The organism is Paenibacillus sp. 7541 (assembly GCF_002276395.1).
Lineage (GTDB): Bacteria > Bacillota > Bacilli > Paenibacillales > Paenibacillaceae > Paenibacillus_AQ > Paenibacillus_AQ campinasensis.
Genome location: NZ_NQLZ01000030.1, coordinates 55,302 through 76,924, shown reverse-complemented (window position 1 = coordinate 76,924; position 21,623 = coordinate 55,302). Strand labels below are relative to the sequence as shown.

The 21,623-nt window shown below is 53.7% G+C and carries 16 protein-coding genes; 6 read left to right on the top strand and 10 right to left on the bottom strand.

Features of this window, described 5'->3' with window-relative positions:
• Positions 1-80: 80 nt before the first annotated feature.
• Positions 81-2,684 (bottom strand): transglutaminase-like domain-containing protein, encoded by a 2,604-nt coding sequence (locus CHH75_RS18465; protein ID WP_255223068.1) that lies wholly within the window; start codon positions 2,682-2,684, stop codon positions 81-83.
• Positions 2,681-3,733, bottom strand: a complete 1,053-nt coding sequence (locus tag CHH75_RS18460; protein ID WP_095265029.1) for a carbohydrate-binding family 9-like protein — start codon at positions 3,731-3,733, stop codon at positions 2,681-2,683. The genes CHH75_RS18465 and CHH75_RS18460 overlap by 4 nt, the downstream gene beginning before the upstream one ends.
• Positions 3,734-3,856: 123 nt before the next feature.
• Here CHH75_RS18460 and CHH75_RS18455 point away from each other — a divergent pair, with 123 nt between their 5' ends.
• Positions 3,857-6,166, top strand: a complete 2,310-nt coding sequence (locus CHH75_RS18455) for a helix-turn-helix domain-containing protein (RefSeq protein ID WP_095398896.1) — start codon at positions 3,857-3,859, stop codon at positions 6,164-6,166.
• Positions 6,167-6,267: 101 nt separating this feature from the next.
• Here CHH75_RS18455 and CHH75_RS18450 read toward each other — a convergent pair whose 3' ends face one another.
• The 3 genes from CHH75_RS18450 to CHH75_RS18440 form a co-directional block, all read right to left on the bottom strand.
• Entirely contained in the window at positions 6,268-7,869 is a 1,602-nt protein-coding gene (locus tag CHH75_RS18450; RefSeq protein ID WP_095398874.1) for an extracellular solute-binding protein, read from the bottom strand.
• A 75-nt stretch (positions 7,870-7,944) separates the two neighbouring features.
• Positions 7,945-8,853, bottom strand: coding sequence for a carbohydrate ABC transporter permease (locus tag CHH75_RS18445; protein ID WP_095265031.1), 909 nt, complete (start codon positions 8,851-8,853; stop codon positions 7,945-7,947).
• A gap of 24 nt (positions 8,854-8,877) precedes the next feature.
• Positions 8,878-9,849: an ABC transporter permease gene (locus CHH75_RS18440; protein ID WP_095398873.1), complete on the bottom strand. Its 972-nt coding sequence runs from the start codon at positions 9,847-9,849 to the stop codon at positions 8,878-8,880.
• A 211-nt stretch (positions 9,850-10,060) separates the two neighbouring features.
• On the opposite strand from CHH75_RS18440, the gene CHH75_RS18435 reads away from it, so the two are divergent.
• On the top strand, positions 10,061-11,095 hold the full coding sequence (locus CHH75_RS18435) for a glycoside hydrolase family 18 protein (protein WP_095398872.1): 1,035 nt from the start codon (positions 10,061-10,063) through the stop codon (positions 11,093-11,095).
• Positions 11,096-11,540: 445 nt separating this feature from the next.
• On the opposite strand, the gene CHH75_RS18430 is transcribed toward CHH75_RS18435, so the two are convergent.
• Positions 11,541-11,759, bottom strand: a complete 219-nt coding sequence (locus CHH75_RS18430) for a DUF378 domain-containing protein (RefSeq protein WP_095265034.1) — start codon at positions 11,757-11,759, stop codon at positions 11,541-11,543.
• A gap of 197 nt (positions 11,760-11,956) precedes the next feature.
• Here CHH75_RS18430 and CHH75_RS18425 point away from each other — a divergent pair, with 197 nt between their 5' ends.
• Positions 11,957-13,411, top strand: coding sequence for an alpha-amylase (locus tag CHH75_RS18425; RefSeq protein ID WP_095398895.1), 1,455 nt, complete (start codon positions 11,957-11,959; stop codon positions 13,409-13,411).
• Between the two features lie 26 nt (positions 13,412-13,437).
• Here CHH75_RS18425 and CHH75_RS18420 read toward each other — a convergent pair whose 3' ends face one another.
• A complete protein-coding gene (locus CHH75_RS18420; RefSeq protein WP_095265035.1) occupies positions 13,438-14,328 on the bottom strand; it encodes an ABC transporter permease in 891 nt (296 codons plus the stop codon).
• 14 nt (positions 14,329-14,342) lie between these two features.
• The gene (locus tag CHH75_RS18415) at positions 14,343-15,251 is read right to left on the bottom strand and encodes an ABC transporter permease subunit (RefSeq protein WP_095265036.1); all 909 of its coding nucleotides are present in this window, start codon (positions 15,249-15,251) and stop codon (positions 14,343-14,345) included.
• Between the two features lie 294 nt (positions 15,252-15,545).
• Between CHH75_RS18415 and CHH75_RS18410 the strand changes: the two genes are divergently transcribed.
• Positions 15,546-16,028: a glutathione peroxidase gene (locus CHH75_RS18410; RefSeq protein ID WP_095265037.1), complete on the top strand. Its 483-nt coding sequence runs from the start codon at positions 15,546-15,548 to the stop codon at positions 16,026-16,028.
• A 278-nt stretch (positions 16,029-16,306) separates the two neighbouring features.
• Here the strand turns inward: CHH75_RS18410 and CHH75_RS18405 are convergent, their stop codons facing one another.
• Positions 16,307-18,280, bottom strand: coding sequence for a glycoside hydrolase family 127 protein (locus CHH75_RS18405; protein ID WP_095265038.1), 1,974 nt, complete (start codon positions 18,278-18,280; stop codon positions 16,307-16,309).
• Between the two features lie 131 nt (positions 18,281-18,411).
• On the opposite strand from CHH75_RS18405, the gene CHH75_RS18400 reads away from it, so the two are divergent.
• The gene (locus tag CHH75_RS18400) at positions 18,412-19,239 is read left to right on the top strand and encodes a helix-turn-helix transcriptional regulator (protein ID WP_095265039.1); all 828 of its coding nucleotides are present in this window, start codon (positions 18,412-18,414) and stop codon (positions 19,237-19,239) included.
• A gap of 189 nt (positions 19,240-19,428) precedes the next feature.
• Here the strand turns inward: CHH75_RS18400 and CHH75_RS18395 are convergent, their stop codons facing one another.
• Positions 19,429-20,163 carry an HAD family hydrolase gene (locus CHH75_RS18395; protein ID WP_095265040.1) on the bottom strand — a complete coding sequence of 245 codons (735 nt, stop codon included), beginning with the start codon at positions 20,161-20,163 and terminating at the stop codon, positions 19,429-19,431.
• 456 nt (positions 20,164-20,619) lie between these two features.
• On the opposite strand from CHH75_RS18395, the gene CHH75_RS18390 reads away from it, so the two are divergent.
• Positions 20,620-21,501 (top strand): class I SAM-dependent methyltransferase, encoded by an 882-nt coding sequence (locus CHH75_RS18390; protein ID WP_095398871.1) that lies wholly within the window; start codon positions 20,620-20,622, stop codon positions 21,499-21,501.
• Positions 21,502-21,623: the final 122 nt, after the last annotated feature.

Here is a 21,623-nt window from a genome sequence, read left to right as displayed (position 1 = left end):
ATAAGTAAGTCATCTGTATAGTGAGCCAACCCCTTGCGGTGCCTCAGCGGCACCTCATTGCCAGTTCAGCTCCTTCAGCACTAGCCGAGCGCCTTCAGCGTCTTCACAATGTCTGCTCCGATGCCGAGCTTGTAGCCCTCAGACATGTACCGGACTTGACGGCTCGCATCCAGAACCAGCACGACCGGCCATTCCCGGCCCTGGAGATCAGGCACGGTTGCCTTCACCTCTTCCAGCAGTCCGCGGGCACCGTCCTCCTCTACCCGCAGCGTGGCCTGATCCGGCAGCCCATCCATATCCTGTGATGCCGGCGCTGCCTCGCTAAACAGCTTGATCGGCCCTCCCCAGTCTTCCAGCCGGTCAGACAGCTCTCTCAGTTCACGCAGTACATGCTTGGACGGCTCGCGCTCGGACTCCAGCCAGACCAGGACGATGCCAGTGTGCTCGGCGGCCACACTGCCGCTGCCGGCACAATCAGTCCATACCCGGTCACTGACTTTGCCCCATACGGGCGCTTCAATCTCCTCTTCCCGGAATATCAGCGGTGCCTTCACTTCTTCACCCGGCGCAACGCTAAAGAAAGAGAGAAGCACCCGAACCGAACCGTCACCAAGCCGGGTTCCTGTCGTCAGCCGGTAATCTCCGCTCAGCACCTCGTAAGGCTTGTCGTATACATTCGTTTCACCGAACGGAATCGACAGCGTACGATACCTGCCCTCCTCCAACCGGGCCAGCGTGAAATTGTAATGATACGTGGCCACGTCGGATGAAGCGTCCGCTGCCGGCTGATTCGGCGGCTGTACAAAACATACCTTCCCTTTCGCCGCCGGTTCAGCCCCTATCTCTGCAGCCTCCTGCCGGAGCCCCGCCGGGTCCAGCACCGCATCCTGCCAGCTTCCTGCCTGCCAGAACTGCGGCGTGCCGTTCAGCGGCTCCAGTCTGGCCGGAATGCCCAGGCTGCGCGCCGCCGCCACAAACGCGATATGCCGGCTCAGCCGATCCGCCACTTTCAGCCGGAAGGCACCAACGGGCGTTGCCATTCCTGAATAACGGTCCACATCGCTGGCTACCTGAATCAAGCTGCCAATGTGCTCGGCGAGCAGCTGCGGGCTCGCAGCATAACGCGACTTCTCTTCCTCGGTAAAGGACTGCTGGAAGAACGCCCTGTACGGCGCAATCATCTCAAAGTGTACCCGCGGACATAGCACGTAAGTATCAAACAGCTCCGAATCCGGAACGCGATCCACAAACGGCAGGGCGCCGTTCAGATGATCATGCAGCGACTCACGAAACGTATCCGTCAGATCCTTCACCCGCAGGCTTTCCAGAAGCCGAAGTCCCAGCAGCCGGTGTTCAGGCTTGATCTCCTGCAGGAACAGAGCCAGCTCCTCCCCGTTCCCTTTCGCCTGCTGCAGCACCGGCAGCAGCCGGTCCAGCGGCAGCGCCAGTTCCCCGGCCAGCTTGGCCGCATACGCCTCGGAGCAGAACGTGGCCTCATATGCCGCGCGAATGGCCGTTCCTTCCTTCATCCGCTCCTCGTGGCGCCGGCGCATCTCTTCGCTGACGACCCGTTCTTCCCCTCCGGACACCGGCGGGGGTACCATATCCAGCTCCAGCACCTGACCGTAGTCCGGCTGCGAGTGAATGGTCAGCTCGAATTCCCCGGCCTCGGACACGCGGATATGCCGGAAGCCCCAGCCCTGCTCTCCACGGGCATGAACGAGCAGATCGCCAAGTCCTGTCATCAGGGTGACACGCCCTTTAGCATCGGCCTTCTTGGTGACAATCGTGCTGAATTCAGCGAAGTTATACAGCTGGAAATTCACCTCTGCATTGATCGCCGGTCTCCCATCCTCATCCACAACATACACCGAGATCTCTTTCACTGGCGCATAATGGTCCAGCATATTGATCTCCGCATACCACGGATGATCCGAGCAAATTTCCTCCGGACCATCATAGTCAGCCGCTACCCGGGTGTTCACCAGCATCGCGCGCGTGGATGGTGAGCGGAACCAGCCTTCGTCCAGCACCGGCTCCGGCTCACAGGCGCCGATGAAATGCCAGGCGCCGTCCGCCCAGGCCTCCACCCAGGCATGGTTGGAGTCGCAGTGGGCCCAGCGCGGCGTATATACCTGACGCGCCGGAATGCCGATGCTGCGCAGCGCGGTCACCGCCAGCGTGGATTGCTCCCCGCAGCGTCCGAGTGCGGTCCGCATCAGCGTCAGCGGCGAAACCGTCCGGGCATCGTTGCCCGTATAAGTCGCGCGCTCATGACACCAGTAGTTGGTCTCCAGCACCGCCTCCGACATCGACAGGCCTTGTACCCTCGGGGCCAGCTCATGGTGGATCACCATGCGGCTTTCGTCGATGTTCTCATTGTTGACGCGGTAAGGCAGCACGAAATGAACGAACAGCTCCTCCGGCACCGACCGCCCCCATGGCATCTGCTCCCGAACCTCAAGCGCATGCCGAACGTGACGAAGAAAGAACGCCCCGTCATAATCGGCCAGGTCATGCAGCGGCATATACGCATACAGAAATTTCAGCAGCAGCCGCTCTTCCTCCGTCAGCGGCTCACGAAAGACGCCGAACAGCTCCCGCTCCCGAAACTTCGCCCACTGCCTTTTGGCTGCAAATTTCTCTTCCATCACCTGCACATCAAATCCGTAGGTTGTATTCATTCTCTCGCTCCCTCCTGCTCCGTCCATAACTTGCCGTCCTCCCGAATGCATACCCGGCTGCGCCCATCGCTTGATCGGGCCGAGACCTGAAACAAGCTCGACGTGGTTTCAAGCTTCAGATCAAGCAGGCCGTCGTCCCAGCCCTTCTCCGCCTCGCCCAGCAATATGTCAAGCCGGTCACTAAAGACCCCATGCTCGGCGTAATAGTTCCGCTGCCGGTAGTACACCTTCCTCAGCAGACGCTTGATCCCTTCATCCGGCGGAAGCGCGAATTCCGCCTGCTCATGATCGGCGAACATCACATATCCCCACAGCTCCGGATAGTGCATATTGATAATCCCCATCGGGCTCCATACCCAGTTCTCCTCCGGCAGCGGTTTGCCGGTAGCCGGATCCAGCCTTTTCACATATTGACCGTCCTTGATTTCCACATGCCACTCCACCCGGGAGAAGTTCACCCGCCAGCATTCACCAGCCCTTGGCCCGCGCCCCTCCGGCGCACACTCCTTCAGGCTGCTCCATGGCATCGCTACCTCCAGGCTCCATTTCCGGTTGTCGGCAGACGGGTTGTTGATTTCGCCCTCGATATAAACAGCGGTCTCCAGCCCATGAATATCCCATCCATTGATCGCCGGACCTCCGTCCCGATATGGCTTCGGCAGCAGCAAATCCCATACCGTATTCCATGCGTTGATCTCGAATTCGTAATAATTATGGGTATCGCCGTCCGGATCAATAAAGATTTCAAAATCATTGTCATGGAAAATGACCGAATCCCGCTCAGTCAGCGTCGCCCATATTTCGTCTTCTTCCAGCTCGGCCCCCACATAGAAATAATCATCGTCCCATAGCATTTTGACTCGGGTCCGCTTAGGCGGTCTCGGCTTCAGCTCCCCCTCAATATCGACGAAATCCTCCGTCCATTCCGCCTTCTCCCAGAATGGCTTATCCAGGCGTCCATCCAGCTTCAGCTTCCCCGAAGCCCTTCGGCAAATGTAATGTTTTGGCTGCACCTCGATGCCCGGTTCAGGCACACCGCTGTAATTCATCACGATTCCCTCCCTCATCCTCCTCATCAATTTCTGCGAAAGTTGAATGCGGAGCATTGATTTATATCCCTAGTTCTCTTACTATTTTTAAATAAGAAGCTAACAGGAGGTACCTACATGAAGATGAAGTGGAATCACTTTAAATCCAAGCTACTCCTGAAATACACGCTATCCTACATCTCCATTTTCCTTATACCTCTTGTTATATTGACGTTTATTATCTACCAGAATGCGACTGACACCCTCCGCTCCGAAATCGAACACACTAATGTAAATCAGCTTACGCAAGCGATGACCGTCATCGACGAGCGCATGAAGGAACTGCACGAAATTGCCTCCCGGATTGCCTACGATGGCCAGCTCACACCCTATCTCGTGCATCATCCCTACTACAGCCGCGATGCGATCAGTACGCTGGAGAAGTACAAGGCTACCAGTTCCATCATCAACGAGCTGTTTCTTTATTTCCGTGGGGAAGACCTTATTTATTCGGCGAAGGGCCTGGAGGATTTGTCGGTGTTTCTTGGCCGCTACAAATTCCACAGCTGGAAAAAAGAAGACTTCATCAACGATCTGAACAACGTGCGTTTCCCGACCATGCGGCCATCAGAGCTCGTAGACCGCAACGGGCAGCTGCAGCAATCGCTCATGGCGTATCTCGTGCCCATTACACCGAACAAGCCTTATCCTCATGGCACGGTCATGTATCTCATTCCCGAGTCCAGCTTGACCGGACTGATCGACTCCATTCTGACCGACTACCAGGGGATGACCTACATCTTTGATGACAACGGCCATGTGCTTGCTGCCAACCGCCACGGCGAGCCGGTTACCCCGGATGAGGTGAATGCCCTCTACCAGCTCACTTCCGGCATTCACAGCATTACGCTGAATCAGGAGCAGCACTCGGTCGTTTCCGTCAAGTCCGAAGACAACGGCTGGACCTACGTGACTGCGATGCCAAGGAAGCAGTTCCAGGAGCGCATTCTCCATATCCGCACCTTCATTCTGCTCGTATTCTCGGTGGTTGTGGTGATGGGGACACTGATCGCGATCCTGCTCGCAAGACGGCAGTATCACCCGATATCAGATCTAATGGAGATCGTGAAATTGAAAACCCTTACCGAGCGATCTTCCGAGCCTCCGGCCAGCAACGAGCTGGATTGGATCAAAAAAACACTGCACAATTACATCAAGCGCATCGATATTCAGGAGCCTTATGCCCGGAACCAGTACTTGCTGATGCTGCTCAAATACGGCCATTCCCGGGATTATACGGCCGAGGTGCAGAGCATGCTCGGCATCCGGTTCCCGCACTCGCATTATTTTGTCATACATATTAGCTGGGACCAGACAGCCAAGGCCGAACCGCATGATGCCGAACTGCAAGAGGAGCCTGTACCGTCTATCGTGCCGCTCTTTACCGATATCAGCATTCCTGAGCATGCCGCTTCTGCCTATGGCGTCGAGCTTCCCCAGCCGGAGCAGCTGGCCTTGATCATCGGCTTTGACGCCGATAACGAAGACCCGAGCGTATTGTACGAGCGCAGAGTTCAGATCGTGGAAGCCGTGCGGTCGAGAATACGAAGCAACTCGCCGGTCCCTCTCGCGATCGGGGTAGGGACAGCCTACACCAGTCCCGAGCAATTGCATCAATCCTATATCGAAGCCTCGTCGGCACTTGATTTCTGCATGCTGAACAACCAGGAAAGCACCGGCTTCTTCGATAAATTATCCGAGGTGCAGGACCCTGCCTTCTGGATACCGAAGGATCTGCTGCTGAAGCTCAACCAGAGCCTGAAGCAGGGCAGCTACAAGGTTGCCGCGCAGACGATTCACACGGCGATCGCCAGCCTCAAGACCGAGAAGATCCCGGTGGCGCTGCTGCGGTGCATCTGCTTTGACATTATGAATACGATGCTGAAGATGGCCTCGGAGCTTGGCATTCATCATGTGGTGAAGCAGCTCCCTCAGCTGACCTCCTTCGATTCTCTCGAGGAGCTGGAGAAGAAGCTGAATGTGCTTGCCGCTGAAATCTGTGATCATGTCGAGCGAAAAAGCGTATACGAGGAGAACACCCTACTCAACAAAATCATCGCTTACATCGACGAGAACTTCACTGATTATACGCTGAGCCTGGGCACCATCTCAGCCAAATTCTCCATCTCGGCATCCTATTTCAGCCGTTCCTTCAAAGAGAAGGTAGGCACCAATTTCTCGCAATATATATGGCAGAAGCGAATGGACGAGGTGATCCGCCAGCTGATTCAGACCAGCGATCCGCTCAAGGACATCATCACCCGGGTCGGTTATCTGGATACACCGAACTTCATCCGCAAGTTCAAGAAAGAGATGGGCTGTACGCCGGGACAGTACCGCAAGCAGTACGGGAACAGCGGCGCGGCCGAGCTTGCCGATGATGAAGAGGACTAGTCCTTATCCGAGCTGCTCACTGCTCATATCGGAATATCGATATATAGGAAGCAACTCCCCGGTTCAAGGGGGAGTTGCTTTTTTAGATCACCCATTTTAGTTTATTGGTTTTGGTTCCAGCGATCGTAGGCAGCCTGATAAATTTCCTCGATGCGCTCCCCGCCCATCTTCTTGATCTGCTCGACGTAGGCATCCCAGTTCGTCAGCGGCTCTTGGCCAATTACGAATTTAGCCTCCATCTGTTTAACATAGGTGTCAAGATCGGAACGAAGCTTGCTGATCTCCTCCGTCTCCTCTGCAGTCAGATATACAAGCGGATAAGGAACTTTCGCATAAGGCAGCAGTTTCTCTTCATTTTCTTTGATCAGGAACTCGTCATAGTCGGTCTTCAGACCCTTCTGTACATCATTGTTCACGATGCCCGGTGTCACGATGCCATAGTTCGGCGTTAGCGTCGCGCGGAATTCCTCGCGGTCTCCCTCCACTGGGACGGTTTCTTTCACGCGGTTGTCCTTGTCTGTGTATTTCCACAGCATCCCTTCAGGTCCCAGATCGAACAGCACGGCGCCTTCATAGCTGTACAGATAGTCGATCCAGCGCATAGTCGCTTCTGGTGCCTTGTTGGAATTTGTAATGGCAAATGCGCCTCTGGACAGTCCAGGATGCTTGCCATATACCGGTGAATCTGCGATTTCACTCTTCAGTGGCTTCATCATTTCATCTTCAGGGTTCGGATCCCCGCCAAGCGTAAAGTACGGATGGAAGTCTGAGAAGATGGCCAGCTGATTGTTTTTCCCTTTGGATTTCTTCTGATCGTCCGTTTGGGAGAACGTTTCCTTATCCATCAACCCGTCGTTCCAGAGCCGGTTCAGGAATGTCAGATAGCCTTTATAGCCTTCCTGCATCGGCGTGTAATTCACTTTGTGGTTTTTGTCTGCGTAAATGACCTCGCCGTAAATGCCCCACCAGCCCAGCATAAACATTCGCACATCATCCAGTTTGACGGAAGAGAACGGAATTTCGTCTGCCTGACCGTTGCCGTTCGGATCTTCTTCCTTCACGCGTTTCAGATACGTGTAGAGCTCTTCGGTCGTTTCCGGAATTTTGTCCATGTTCAGAGCTTTCAGGAATTCGCCGTTATACCACATCGGACCGCGATACCATACGGCGGACAAGTCGATGCGAGGCAGGGAATAAATATGCCCGTCCGGGGTTGTGATCGACTTGCGGATCTCCGGATTTTCATCGAGTATCTTTTTAATATTCGGTGCGTATTCGTCAATCAGGTCTTCCAGAGGAATCAGCACCCCTTGACCTCCATACCGGACTTCCTCGTCTTGAGTAAGCTCTGCGGCGTAGAAGACATCCGGGTAGTCGCCACTTGCAAATACGAGGTTTTTCTTCGTATCAAAGCTGTCGAGCGGTGCGTTCCGGAAATCAAACTTGATTCCGGTCAGCTTCTCCATCTCTTGAATAACCGGCATTTCATTCCAGTTCTTCATCCCGGCATCCTTCGCCATCATCGTTAAGGTGATGGGCTCATTCACAATCGGGAACCCTTCCTTGTTCACATTGCTGCCCGTTGCACTGCCTGCTTCAGGCTGTTCGGATGTAGAAGGGGAAGAAGAAGCACAAGCTGCCAAGACCGAGAAGAGCATCGAAAACGTAAGAATAATTGCCCATTTTCTTTTTAAACCTCGCATAATAAGAGCCTCCCTTTTGTGATGTTCATTTATTTCATCGCGGTCTGACCGAGGTGAAGAATGGCCAGCGCGATGTTAACCTTTAACCGAACCGATCATCACGCCCTGTACAAAATAACGCTGCAGGAACGGATATACCGCAATGACCGGCAGGGTGGATACGATGATGACCGCATATTTGACCAGCGCAGCGACATCGGCCTTGTTCGCCAGTGCCTGTGCCACCTCTCCGCTGACCGGTCCGGTCATCTCCGAGCCCATCTCCTGCAGAACCAGGATTTGTCGCAGAATCATCTGAAGCGGATATTTCGCTTCCTCATTGAGATAGATCATGGCACTGAAGTAGCTGTTCCAGTGACCGACGCCATAGAATAGAGCCATCACCGCGATGATGGGAAGCGAGAGCGGAAGCACGATTTTCATAAACAGTCTGAGGTTCGTACATCCGTCAATATGAGCCGCTTCCTGCAGCTCTCTAGGAATCGTCGACTGGAAGAACGTACGGGCCACGATGATGTTCCAGATCGAAGCAGCACCGGGAAGAATAAGCGCCCACATGCTGTTGACCATGCCCAGATCCTTCACCAGCAGGTAGCTTGGAACAAGCCCTCCGCCGAAGAACATCGTCACCAGGAACATGCCCATGAAGAATCCCCGACCGACAAAGTCCTTCCGGCTTAGCGCATAGGCCGCCGGCATCGTCACCAGCAGGTTCACGGCCGTCCCGACCAGCGCATAGATAATGGTGTTCTTGTATCCCGTCCAGATCTTCGAATTCTCGAATACGCGGGCGTAGCCTTCAAACGTAATGCCTTTGGGCAAAAGCCACATTTCACCTGAGCTGACATACCTCGGATCACTGATTGAGGCGCTGATGATATACACCAGCGGATACAGAACAATGACCAGTGCAAATAGGAGATACATGTAGTTAAACAGCAGGAACCAGCGATCTCCTCTGCTTTCTTTCACTGCAGATGGCATATTGATTTCTCCCTCCTTCTCCTTCTACCACAGACTGTTTTCGCTTGTCCGGCGGGCTATTTGGTTGACAACGATGAGCAGAATCGCATTCACCACCGAGTTGAACAATCCGACAGCGGTAGAGAAGCTGTACTGCGCATCCAGCAATCCCGATCGGTAGACGAAGGTGGAGATCACATCGGAAGCCTCCATATTCAGCGGGTTCTGCAACAGCAGGATCTTCTCGAATCCTACACCGAGAATGCTGCCCATGTTCAGAATCAGCAAAATGGTAATGGTCGGTACAATCGCCGGAATGTTAATATGCATAATGCGTCTCCAGCGGCTGGCGCCGTCCACGATGGCAGCTTCGTGAAGCTGCGGATCGACCGCCGATAATGCGGCCAGGTAGATAATCGTCCCCCATCCCGTGCTCTGCCACACGCCGGACAGTACATACACTGTCTTGAACCAGGCCGGATCGGTCAGAAACTGGGGAGCGTCAAAGCCGAGAAACTGAATCATATGCACAATAATGCCTGAAGATGGCGACAAAAAGGTAATGATCATACCGGACATGACAACGACCGAGATAAAGTGCGGCGCGTAGGTGACGGTCTGCACGGTACGCTTGAAGAAGGAATCCTTCACCTCATTGAAGGCAAGCGCCAGAATAATGGGCAGCGGGAATCCGACGGCAAGCTCATACAAGCTGATGCTAAGGGTGTTCCAAAGCAAATCCCAGAAATAATAGGAGTCGAAAAAACGCACAAAGTGTTCGAATCCAACCCAGGGACTTCCGGTGATGCCCATCGTAGGGATGAAGTTTTTAAAAGCGATCTGGATCCCGTACATCGGGCCGTAATGAAAGATCAGAAAGTAGAAAAATGCTGGCGCGATGAACAGATACAGCTCCCAGTTCCGGGTGATTCTACGCCACAACGTCCTCTTCTTCTGAACCGGAACCGACGGGTCCGGTATGCTGTTTGGCAAGGCGGCTTGAACATCTTGCTGCATCACTTCCCCTCCTTTTGCAGTGATATCGTCTAGGCTGATTTTCTAAAATGATAGCGCTTTTATAACGAATTGGGTATAAGCCGTTTGTCCGCTTCCAGCCAGGGCAGTGAAATCTGTTTCTCTTCTGGTGCATGGGTTGACATATGCTGGAACTGGACTTACTCTTGGAAAAATGCATTTCACTTCGATTTGATGAAAGGGGTAATGATCCATGACCAAGGTTACAAAAATTCTGGCCGGATATGTAGGCAGAAATGCACTGCCGGAGGTTACGGCCGACGATGCGAAGCGCCTCACCCATGTGAACGTTGCGTTTGGTCACGTCCAGAACGCAGCCATTACGTATCCTTATCCTGAAACGGCAAGCGAACTGCTTCGTCTGAAGTCGATCAACGCCGAGTTGACCATTCTGCTGTCCGTAGGCGGCTGGGGTGCCGGCGGTTTCTCTGAAGCGGCCATGACGGCCGAAGGCAGAAGACGCTTCTGCGAGTCCGCGATCGAGATCCTGAGAAGTTATCCGTTTGATGGCATAGATCTCGATTGGGAGTACCCGACTTATGCGGTGGCCAACATTGCCGCCTCCCCGAAGGACAAGGAGAATTTCACGCTGCTCCTGCAAGAACTGCGGGACACTCTGGACCAGTACGGCAGAGGCCATCGGCATTACTTGCTGACCATCGCAGCCGGCGCCGATCAATATTACCTTGATGGTACCGAAATGGATCGCGTGGCCCCTTATCTCGATTTCGTCCAGCTCATGACCTACGATATGCGCGGCGGCTTTCAGACACTGACAGGGCATCATACGAATCTGTACACCTCTACCGGCGACTTGTTCCGGATTAGTAGCGATCAATCCGTACGCTTGTTCACCCAGGCGGGTGTGCCCCTGAACAAAATTGTCATCGGTGCCGCATTCTACTCCCGGATGTGGAAGGATGTCCCTGATCGCAATCACGGTCTCCTGCAGATGACACCTGGCCCGGGCGGATATGGGCCCACCTATACGCAGCTTGCTGCCGATTACTTCAACAATCCGGAGTACACCAGGTACTGGGACGATGAAGCCAAAGCTCCTTATTTATTTAATGGAAGCAGCTTCATTACGTATGATGATGCCGAATCTCTTGCCCACAAGTGCAAGTACATCCAGGATCAGGGCCTTGCAGGGATCATGTTCTGGGAGTACAGCTGTGATCAGACGCGCACGCTGCTGAAAGCCATGCATGATGCGCTTCACAGCTAAACGGCTATAAAGAACAATCGGAGCGGCATTGTCTCCCCCTTTCCTTCAAGTTCTCCCTTGATTATGCCTGTTGTCTCTTGTCTCCGTTCTCTTTAAGGGAATCAGCTTCATCGTTGGAACACATCATATTATGTCATGTAATTTATCATTTACATATCATCAATGCGTCCAGCGCGGCTGTTGGGTTTATTCTAGAAGCTGACGGGCATATCCGTAAATATGTTGTTTTTAAGATCGTATTTTACGCTGATTTTACACTTTTAACATGGTTCATTTTAGTTGAATATGTTGAATTTGACTAGTATTAATCGGCACTTACGGAAATGACAATGCGAAGAAAATGCCGAAAGGCCGCTTCCTTTCAAGGAAACGGCCTTTCTTCATGTAAACTTTCTGTAATCCATGCAATTTTCATTTTGTTACATTTGGAGTTAGATATATTGACTTATCTGGCGGCAGATCTGTCATCATTACTTACATATCCGAAGAGCCGAATACAATACAATGCGGACAAACCGACCAAGGTATAAATCACACGGGAGGCTCCTGAAGTTTGTCCGCCAAATATGCCTGCAACAAGGTCATATTGAAACAACCCTACAAGCAGCCAGTTGATGCCCCCGATAATGAGCAGCAGCAGCGCAATCGTATTCCATGTTTTCATCGTCTGATCCTCCTTCTATTCTAAATTTTTGCAGATTCAGTTAAGCAACAGTACTATTTTTAACGACTCCCGCGCATTGTAATCATCGAAGAGACAGAAATATTGTTTAAGGTGTGTTGTTATTAAAGGTCTTGGGTGCTTATAGTCTGTTTCGGCTTTTTTTCGGACAAAATGGAACTGTTAGGAGGCGCTGCATGATGAATCAAAATCATACGATGATGCAATTTTTTGAGTGGCATCTGCCTGCGGACGGTTCACATTGGAACCGGCTCCGCGAACTGGCTCCGGAACTGAGCAAACTCGGCATCGACGCTGTCTGGCTCCCGCCGGTGACCAAAGCCCTCTCTGCAGAAGATAACGGCTATGGCGTATATGATCTATATGATCTGGGGGAATTCGACCAGAAAGGCTCAGTCCGAACGAAATACGGGACAAAGCAGGAGCTTGTAGACGCCATTGCCGCTTGTCAGCAACACGGCGTTGCCTGCTATGTTGACCTCGTCATGAATCATAAGGCAGGCGCGGATGAAACCGAGCGGTTTCAGGTTGTCCAGGTGGATGCGATGGACCGCAACAAGGTCATATCCGAGCCCTTTGAGATTGAAGGATGGACCAAGTTCACATTTCCCGGTCGAGGGGATCAATATTCAAGCTTCAAATGGAACTTTCAGCATTTTAACGGCACCGACTATGACGCATCTCGGCAGCAGAGCGGGATATATAGAATGGTTGGGGAGCATAAGGGCTGGGATGACAAGGTGGATCATGAGTTTGGCAACTATGATTATCTCATGTTCGCCAATCTGGATTACGAGCATCCCGATGTGCGCAAGGAGATGATTGAATGGGGCAAGTGGCTGGTCGATACAATTCAGTGCAGCGGTTACCGGCTGGATGCAATCAAGCATATCAACCATGATTTCATTAAACAATTTGCCGTGGAGATGCAGAAAAAGCGCGGGGAGGACTTCTATATCTTCGGAGAGTTCTGGAATCCGGACCTTGCGGACTGTCGGGACTTCCTCGATACGGTAGATTACAAAATCGATCTGTTCGATGTATCGCTGCATTACAAGCTGCAAGCTGCCTCCCAGGGCGGAAGGGCATTCGATCTTCGCACGATATTGGATGACACGCTGGTGCAGTCCCATCCGCTGCATGCCGTCACGTTCGTGGACAACCATGACTCCCAGCCCCAGGAGTCGCTGGAGTCCTGGGTTCAAGACGGGTTCAAGCCCAGCGCTTATGCTTTAATTCTGCTGCGGAAGGATGGTTATCCGGTTGTTTTCTACGGCGATTACTACGGGATTGGCGGGGAGCATCCTATTCCCGGCAAAAAGGAGGTGCTCGATCCGCTCCTGTACGCCCGCCGGTCCAAAGCATACGGGGAGCAGATCGATTACTTTGACCACCCGAACACCATCGGCTGGGTGCGCAAGGGGTTTCCGGACATGGACGGCTCCGGATGCGCAGTCGTCATCTCGAACGGAGATGCGGGCGAGAAGCGAATGCATGTCGGCGAGCACCGCGCCGGCGAGGTGTGGGTGGATCTGACGCAAGCGCGAAGCGACCAGATCACAATTGGACCGGACGGATATGCTGTATTTCCGGTAAATGGAGGCAGCGTATCCGTCTGGGCACAGCCTGAATGAACGTTCCGGGCAGGGCGAAACCGCCATCAGCCCTTCAGTTGAAAGTGACGGCGCAGCCCCTCGCCGAACAGGTTGAACGCGATGATAGCCAGCATCATGGCACCGGCGGGATAGATGACAAACTCCATTTTGCCAAGGTAGATGTCCATGCGGTTACTGGACAGCAAGGTAGCCCAGTTCACCCCGGTCTCCACAAACTGCATCGTGTACTCTTCAACTTCTTTCCACTCGTGGGAGATGAAGATCCCTATGATCGCCAGCTGACCCAGAAGCAGCATCGCTTTGCCCATATCCATACAGAAGTTGACGATCAGCTGCGGAACCAGCGCTGGCAAATAATAATTCCTCATCAGCTTGCGGGAAGTGAGACCCAGCGCAATGCCCGCTTCCATAAATGGTTCCCGGGACAGCTGATTAGCCTGCTCCTGCACCGTTGTTGCCACCCTGCCTGCCTCAACAGCTGCAAGGATCACAATGGCCCAGGCAATCCGGTTCTCCGTAAACAGGAAGAACGGAATAGCCAGCAGCAGTGCTGCGGCAAATATCGGCGGCATGAATGAGAATATCTGCTCCATAAAGGAGACCAGGCTGTGGAAGAAACCTCTCTTCTTCCTCGCCAGCAATCCGAGCGGCACGCCAATCAAATAGCGAACGACCGCAATGGCGGTTACCATGAACAGAGTGCTTTTCGCCGCCACCACAAGCTTGCTTAGATTGTCCACACCGTTCTTGTCCGTGCCAAGCCAGTTCTTCGCCGATGGTTTGAATGCGGGCAGGGCCAGCTTGTCCTCCGTAACCCAGCGCGACCGCTCCTGATTCAGCTCCATGTCAATCATGGGCAGATAAGGTCCGATAAACGCTACAAATAAAAGAAATGCGATTAAGAATCCGCCTAGCCACAATGGAACATTCTTCAACGATACTTCCTCCCTTATTGCGGTCCCAAAAAACGACGAGCCATATGGCTGATCCACTGCACCAGCAGAAACAGCACCATAAAGCTAAAACAGATATAGATAATAATCCCTGGTTCATAACCTGGCCCCGTCCCTGTATACGCATTAAAGTCGAGGGCCTGGACCAAGCGCCAGGACGCGCCGGGATAGTTGCGGTAAAGCTCGACGATGAACAGGTTCGACAATATGTATACGAGCAGCCCGGGCAGGTGGGTCAATATAAGGCCGATGCCGTTTAACAGCATATGCTTGAAGACAATCACCCTGTCTCTCAGCCCCTTCGCCTTGGCCAGCATAATGTACAGCTTCCCCTCCTGGGCCGCGAGCGAGCTGGAAGTAATTCTTGCTATGTAAACGACGGGATAGATTGACACCAGCAGCGCCGGAATGACAAAAGCCTCCCATCCCTCAACCGCAAAGTAACGAATGAACGGGACATGCTTGACGAGATACCACTGGATCACCAGCATCAGGAAGAAATCCGGCATCGACTGGAAGAGCCAGGTTGTCCAATTCCCGAACACGCTGAATTTGGTCTTGGACAGCTTATAATCGGCAACCCCTTTCAGAACGCCAAACACCAGCCCCAAGAACAGAGCAGAAACAATAACCAGCAGGCTCATCCCCACGGCTTCGAAAGCGGCCGCCTCCGCAGATTGTCCTTGGTATCGGGACGGTCCGAGGCTGCCACTGGCAATCGCGTTGCTAAAAAACTGATAGACATTCTCCGTAAATTGACTCCACTTGAAGGCCGGGTCGGCTACAACGATATAGCCTTCAATTCTCATATTCAAGTCCCGTGGAATCAGGACAATCAGTACAACCAGCATAAAGGCAAAAACGCTGATCAGCGTTGACTTGAGCATTTGGCTTTTCAGACTCATGACGTCCCCCTAATTCCTCATACTTCAGTCAGGATTTTACAAAATCCTCAATTAACTATTATCACAAGCCGGCCGTTTCGTCCATGTTTTGATGTAATTTTTTCCTGGTGAAATTATGTCGGACATCTCATCCGGCTTGTTGTTATGCGCTGCGATCCCCATTTGCAATCCGTTGGGAAAGCGGATAACCTAAAGCTAACAAGCCGGGATTCGAAGCAGAGATGAAACAGAGAGAAGTCTGAAACAGGCGCGTACAACATCACCTCAGGAAGGTGAAAGGAGGCAATGATAGGGATGAGTTTATTCGACATTGAAGTCACAACGATCCGGGGAGAGCAGCAAACGCTGGCGCCCTACAAAGGACAGGTGCTGCTGATCGTCAATACCGCCACGAAATGCGGTTTCGCCCCTCAGTTTACAGGTCTGGAGAAGCTGTATCAGACGTACCGGGATCAAGGCTTTGCCGTGCTCGGCTTTCCGAGCAATCAGTTCATGAATCAGGAGCTGGAGGATAACTCGGCGATTGAGGAAGCCTGCAAGTTGAATTTTGGCGTTTCCTTTCCGCTGTTTGCAAGAATCGATGTGCTTGGAGCAGATGCTCACCCCCTGTTCAAGCATCTGACCGAGGAGGCTCCAGGCGCGCTCGGGATCAAGGCGATTAAATGGAATTTCACCAAATTTCTGATTGACCGCAGCGGCAAGGTCGTCCAGCGCTTTGCGCCGACGGATACGCCGGAGAAGATTGAAGCCTCCGTTCGGAAGCTTCTGGAACCGTAGAAGATGCTATGCAGCGGCGCAGTCATCGAGTTACGGCAGCATATGCGCTTGACCACACGTGATGGGCCAGGCCATGATGCTGCGGATCAGGTTCGCATTAGGGAACGAATGAGCTTGTGGGATGACCTGAAAGATAGGAGAAGGGCGACTGCTGGTCTATTGTGCTCGTGCTCGAACCGGACGGCAAAACAGCGGGGCTTCGTAACCGATAGGATACGAAGTCCCGCTGTTCGTTGTGCAGGAATGATGGAGCCTAGAGATTATAATGATGAATCAGGTCAGGTCAGGGCGGGAGCTTCACGAATCCAGACGGCCATTTCATTCTCGCCGCGATTGCCCCACAGATAATAAGGGATGGCCTTAATCGTAACCGGACGCAGCTTCTTCGCAGAGGCCCGGTATAGATCATCCTTCCAATCATCGCTTTCCTCGAGCCAACCTTCACCTTCAATGACGGTCGCACCGCCCAGAAGATCCGGATGGAACTGTGCCTTCAGATTCGGCTCGGATGCCAGCAATATCGAGGAAACCGGCGCGCCATGATCGACGCTCTCCAGGCAATAAACAATCGGTCCCCGCTGGATTGCAACTTTTCCCGCATTGGCCCGCAGATGAGGATGCGAGCGTAGCACCTGAACCGCCGTGGACAGCTCCAGACTCAGTGTATCGCCATCTGCCCACACCCGGCGAAGGTAAGCATATCCGTCCTTCACCACCGCATTCAGATCCATCTCTTCTCCGTTCACCCGCAGGACCGCTTGGCCGCGCGACCAGCCCGGAATACGGACAGCGATTGTCCATTCGGTCTCCTGTTCAGGCTGGACGGTCATGCTGACGCTGCTGCCCCACGGCAAGTCGCTGTTCTGCACAACCTTCACCGGGACGTCCCCGAAATTCACGTTGGCTTCGCCGCCGATATACAGGTGAGTGAATAGCGTATCCGAGCTTGAGGTGTACACATACTCGCCGAGCGAAGACATCAATCGGGCTACATTAGGCGGGCAGCATGCGCAGGCGAACCAGCCTGGCCGAACCGGCTTAATATGGTGCTTGCCAGGGTTCTTCCGGGACGCATCCGGCCATACCTCGAGCGGATTGACGTAGAAGAAATGTCTGCCGTCCTTGGCCATGCTTCCGATCACTGTGTTGTACAGCGCCCGCTCCATCACATCGGCATATTCGGAATTCGGGAACAGCTGCAGCATGCGGCGCGCGAAGAAGATCAGCCCGATGGAGGCGCATGTTTCTGAATAGACGGTATCGTTAGGCAGATCATAGTCGAAGGTGAACGCCTCGCCGTGATGGGTGGAACCGATCCCGCCTGTAACATACATCTGCTTATGGACAATGTTGCGCCATAGCGCCTGACAAGCCTCAAGCAGCTGCGCATCGTTCGTGCGGGCCGCCAGATCAGCCATCGCCGTATACATATACACCGCTCGAACCGAGTGGCCGACAGCCTCCCGCTGCTCTCTGACCGGAATATGGCTTTGGTAATAGTCCAGGTGAGGCGGGGCTGACGTTCGCGAGAAGAAGGATGTCCGGCCGCGCCGTTCCCATTCCTCAAGGAAGAAGTGCGGCTCGGTGCCTCGCTGATCGATAAAATACTGACTCAATTTCAAATATCTTTCTTCCCCGGTCACTTCATATAGCTTCACCAGCGCCAGCTCAATTTCCTGATGCCCGTCAAAGCCGTGAATCTTGCCTTCCTCCGGGCCGAACACAGCGTCGATATAGTCTGCGAACCGGCAGACAATATCCAGCAGCTTGCGCTTCCCGGTTGCCTGATAATAAGCTACAGCGGCCTCCATCAGGTGCCCTGCACAGTACAGCTCATGGCAATCGGTCAGATTGGTCCAGCGCTTCTGCGGCTCTTTAATCGTGAAATACGTATTAAAATAGCCGTCCGGCTGCTGGGCCTCCTCAATCATATCTATAATTTCGTCCACCTTGTTCTCCAGATCAGCATCCGGATGTACGGCGATGGAATAGGCGGCCGCCTCCATCCATTTGGCCAGATCGCTGTCCTGGAATACGAACCCGCCGAATTCCCCCTGCGCTCTTCCGGCTGCGATCCGAAGATTCGCAATTGCGTGGCTCGGCTCAACCCCCGGTATCCGGTCGTGCAGCGCCTCGTATTGGTATGGAATGACAACTTCTCTCACCAGCTTCACATATTGGGACCAGAACGGATCATCAAGCTTCACTTGCTGAAGCGGAACAGATTTGGAAGGTGCCGTGATCGTGAGCATGATTAAACACTCCTTTGAACGATATATAATAGCCCTTGCTCCTCCCATTTTACGTTTTGTGATAAGATGAAAGCGATAACAGATATGAGCTTGTTTTTTATACAATTTCACACAGGGTCAGGTGATGGCAAATGGCTGATCATTCCCTTCTGACATTCTCCCCGCTCCCGCTGCCCTTCTATATAGAATCCGGCAGATCCTTCTATGCCCCCGGGGACAGTCACCCGAGCCGGCGCAACTTGGGGGTATACGATCTCATCATGGTGGACAAGGGATGTCTCTATCTCGGAGAGGAAGGCCAGCAGTGGGCGCTGGGGCCTGGCGATATGGTCATTCTGCTCCCGGATGCCTATCATTATTCGGTGCAGGGATGCCTGGAGGAGTCCTCTTTTTACTGGCTGCACTTTCAGTGTCACGAGCCGGATGCAAGCCGTGAAGACAGCCCGATGGCACACAGCATCCAGCTGCCGAAGCAAGGGCGGATGCCCGACCCGGAGCAGGCATTCCGTCTCTTGGAAGCGTTGCAGCTCTTGACGGTGGAGCCGCGTTCGACTGCATTTTGGCGGGAGCAGACGCTGTTCATCGAGCTGATGCAGCTGCTGGACCGATCCCGCATCGACCAGGAGCAGACCCGGGTTCACAAGGTAGCTGAGCAGATTGAAGCGTATATCAAACGGCATTACAGAGAGCCGATCAGCAATGCCCGATTATCCGAGGCGCTTCATTATCACTATAACTATTTGACACGCTGCATGAAGACAGCCTATGGCATCACTCCCGCCGAATTTCTGCTCCAGTATCGGCTGGATCAAGCCAAGCGGCTGCTGCTGACCACTCCGTGGTCCATATCGCGTATCGCCGAGCATGTCGGATTTCAATATCCGCCCTATTTCACCAGGCGTTTCTCGGCCCGCTTCGGAATATCACCGCTGAAGTTTCGCAAGCAATATACGGAGTAGAGGGGATGCCCATTCAGGCACAGGGGCGGGGGAATCCAGAAGGAAGGAGCGGGCTTATACAAGGCAGGATATTGGCAGACCGTCCTGAATGCAGGATCGGCCTGAATGAATTGGAATATAGAAGCTAGCGGCACAGCAGCACTACAGGACGGCATGAGCAAGTTGACCGACCGCCTGCCATGTGCACGCCTATACGCATCCAAGCCGGGCAAGAAGCTCACCCAGCTCCTTATAGCTCGCCGCCACATGATGCGGCTCATGATCCGATTCGGGCTTCACACCGCGGTGATTGAACCAGATGACATGCCATCCTGCGGCCAGCGCGCCAACCACATCGTTGCGCCAGGAGTCGCCAATGTAATAACTGTGTTCCGGCCGCGTTCCTGTCGCCTCGTTCACATGCCGGAAGATTCGGGCGTCCGGCTTGTCCCATCCCACCGCGCCTGATACAAACAGCCGCTCCGGCGGGATAAGATCGCCCAGGTTCATCGCCCTGATCTTGTTCATCTGATGCGCCTCAGGCCCGTTCGTAATCAGCCCGATGATATGACCGGCTTCAACCAGCGTCCGCAGCAGCTCCCGAGCGCCATCAAACATCTCGATGCGGAATTGGCGCTCATGATAAACACGCTGAACCGCTTCCGCTTGCTTCTCATCCAGTGCAATGCCGAACTCCGCCAGCGCCAGCTGGAAACGGCGCACGCGCATCTCTCGTACCGCCTCCCCGTAGGCCGCCGCCCCCGCGCCGCCAAGCTCCTCGGACAAGCGGTCGCTATAATACCGCATCCGGTGATATGCCGCTTCATACGGAAATGAATCTGCAGGCTGGGCCACCTCCTGCACAGCCCCCCGAAACGGAGTCAAATGGTCGTATAACGTATCATCCACATCAAAAAATATCCCTTTATGCATCGTTGCTGTCATTGTAATTCCCTCTTCCTGTTCCTGTTCTTATCTGAGCCTGCGGCCCGGGCCGGTTTGCCGGATGTCCGGATGGCCGGTTGTTCGGTTGCCCGGCCTCTGTCGATCTGTGCGCTTCTCAGCATCAGGCTATGCGTGCCGGTCATCCTGCGCTAAGGACTCCGCCGTCATTTACCCTCTGCCGCCAGCCGTACGTCTTCGACTTATGTTGATTCTATTGTACATGCCCGCGCCTTATGTATACTACCCATAACCGTTTAGACCGCCCTTTATTCGCGAATATCTCCAGCCCAATGACTGGCATCGCTCAGGCATGATATGATCGTTATAACCGCATCAGGAGCTCGCTCAATAAATAGTCGTATAAGCCGCAAATGATCCACGATGCCGATGACACATCGGCAGCCCGTGTGAATGCATGCGCGAGTCGAATCAGAGACAAAAGGAGATGACCTTGCAATGACAGAGGAAACAAGCAAAGTTCCATCCGCCACAACCGTGCCCGAAGGCAATCGCCTGAGCAACGTGCAGCGTTTCAACGGGTTCCAGGACACGTATGACCAGCATCGCCCCGAGGCTCCGCAGGAAGTCGTTACCCTATTGACCCAATATCTCGGGCACAGGCCTTCTCTCGTTGTTGATATCGGCAGCGGTACCGGCTTGTCCAGCTTCGTGTGGAGAGATACCGCAGCACGAATTATCGGGGTCGAGCCGAACGACGATATGCGGAGCAAAGCGGTAGACAAGCTGATGTCGCTGGCAGGTGCGCCCACAGACGATCAGGTTCAAGCGGCCGAGATGTCCTTTGTTCCCGGCTATTCCAATCAGCTGGAACTGCCGGACGGCGCGGCCGAGATTGTCACCTGCTCCCAGTCGTTCCACTGGATGGAGCCGGTGTCCACCTTGAAAGAAATTGCCCGCGTCCTGCGTGAGGGAGGCATCTTCGCCGCCTACGATTGCGACTGGCCGCCAAGTCTGGACTGGCAGGTGGAACTGGCCTACCATGAACTGATCGAGCTCTCCGAGCAATTGATCGACCGCCATGTCGATGCCGCGGAGCAGGCTTATAAAGGCAATAAGGACGAGCATCTGAAGCATATCCGGGAGAGCGGACATTTTCGATTCACCAAGGAAATTGTGTTCCATCACACTGAGCCTTTTACAGCCGAGCGTTATATTGGCCTTGCTGTCAGCCAAGGCGGAATTCAGACCGTCTTCAAGCTGAACCTGCCGGAAATCCATGCGAAGCTGGATCAATTTCAGGCGCTGGTCACGGACTATTTCCAAGGCCGGACGCTTCCGCTCATGTTTAGCTACCGCATGCGGATCGGCATTAAATAATCTCCTTGATCTCAAATACAACAGACCTAATAGCGGCAGCTCGCAGCAGCCCTTCGTGACCGAAGGCATTGCTGCAGGCTGCCGCTTCGTATTCTATCGCTGGAGCCTGACCTGTTCTCCGC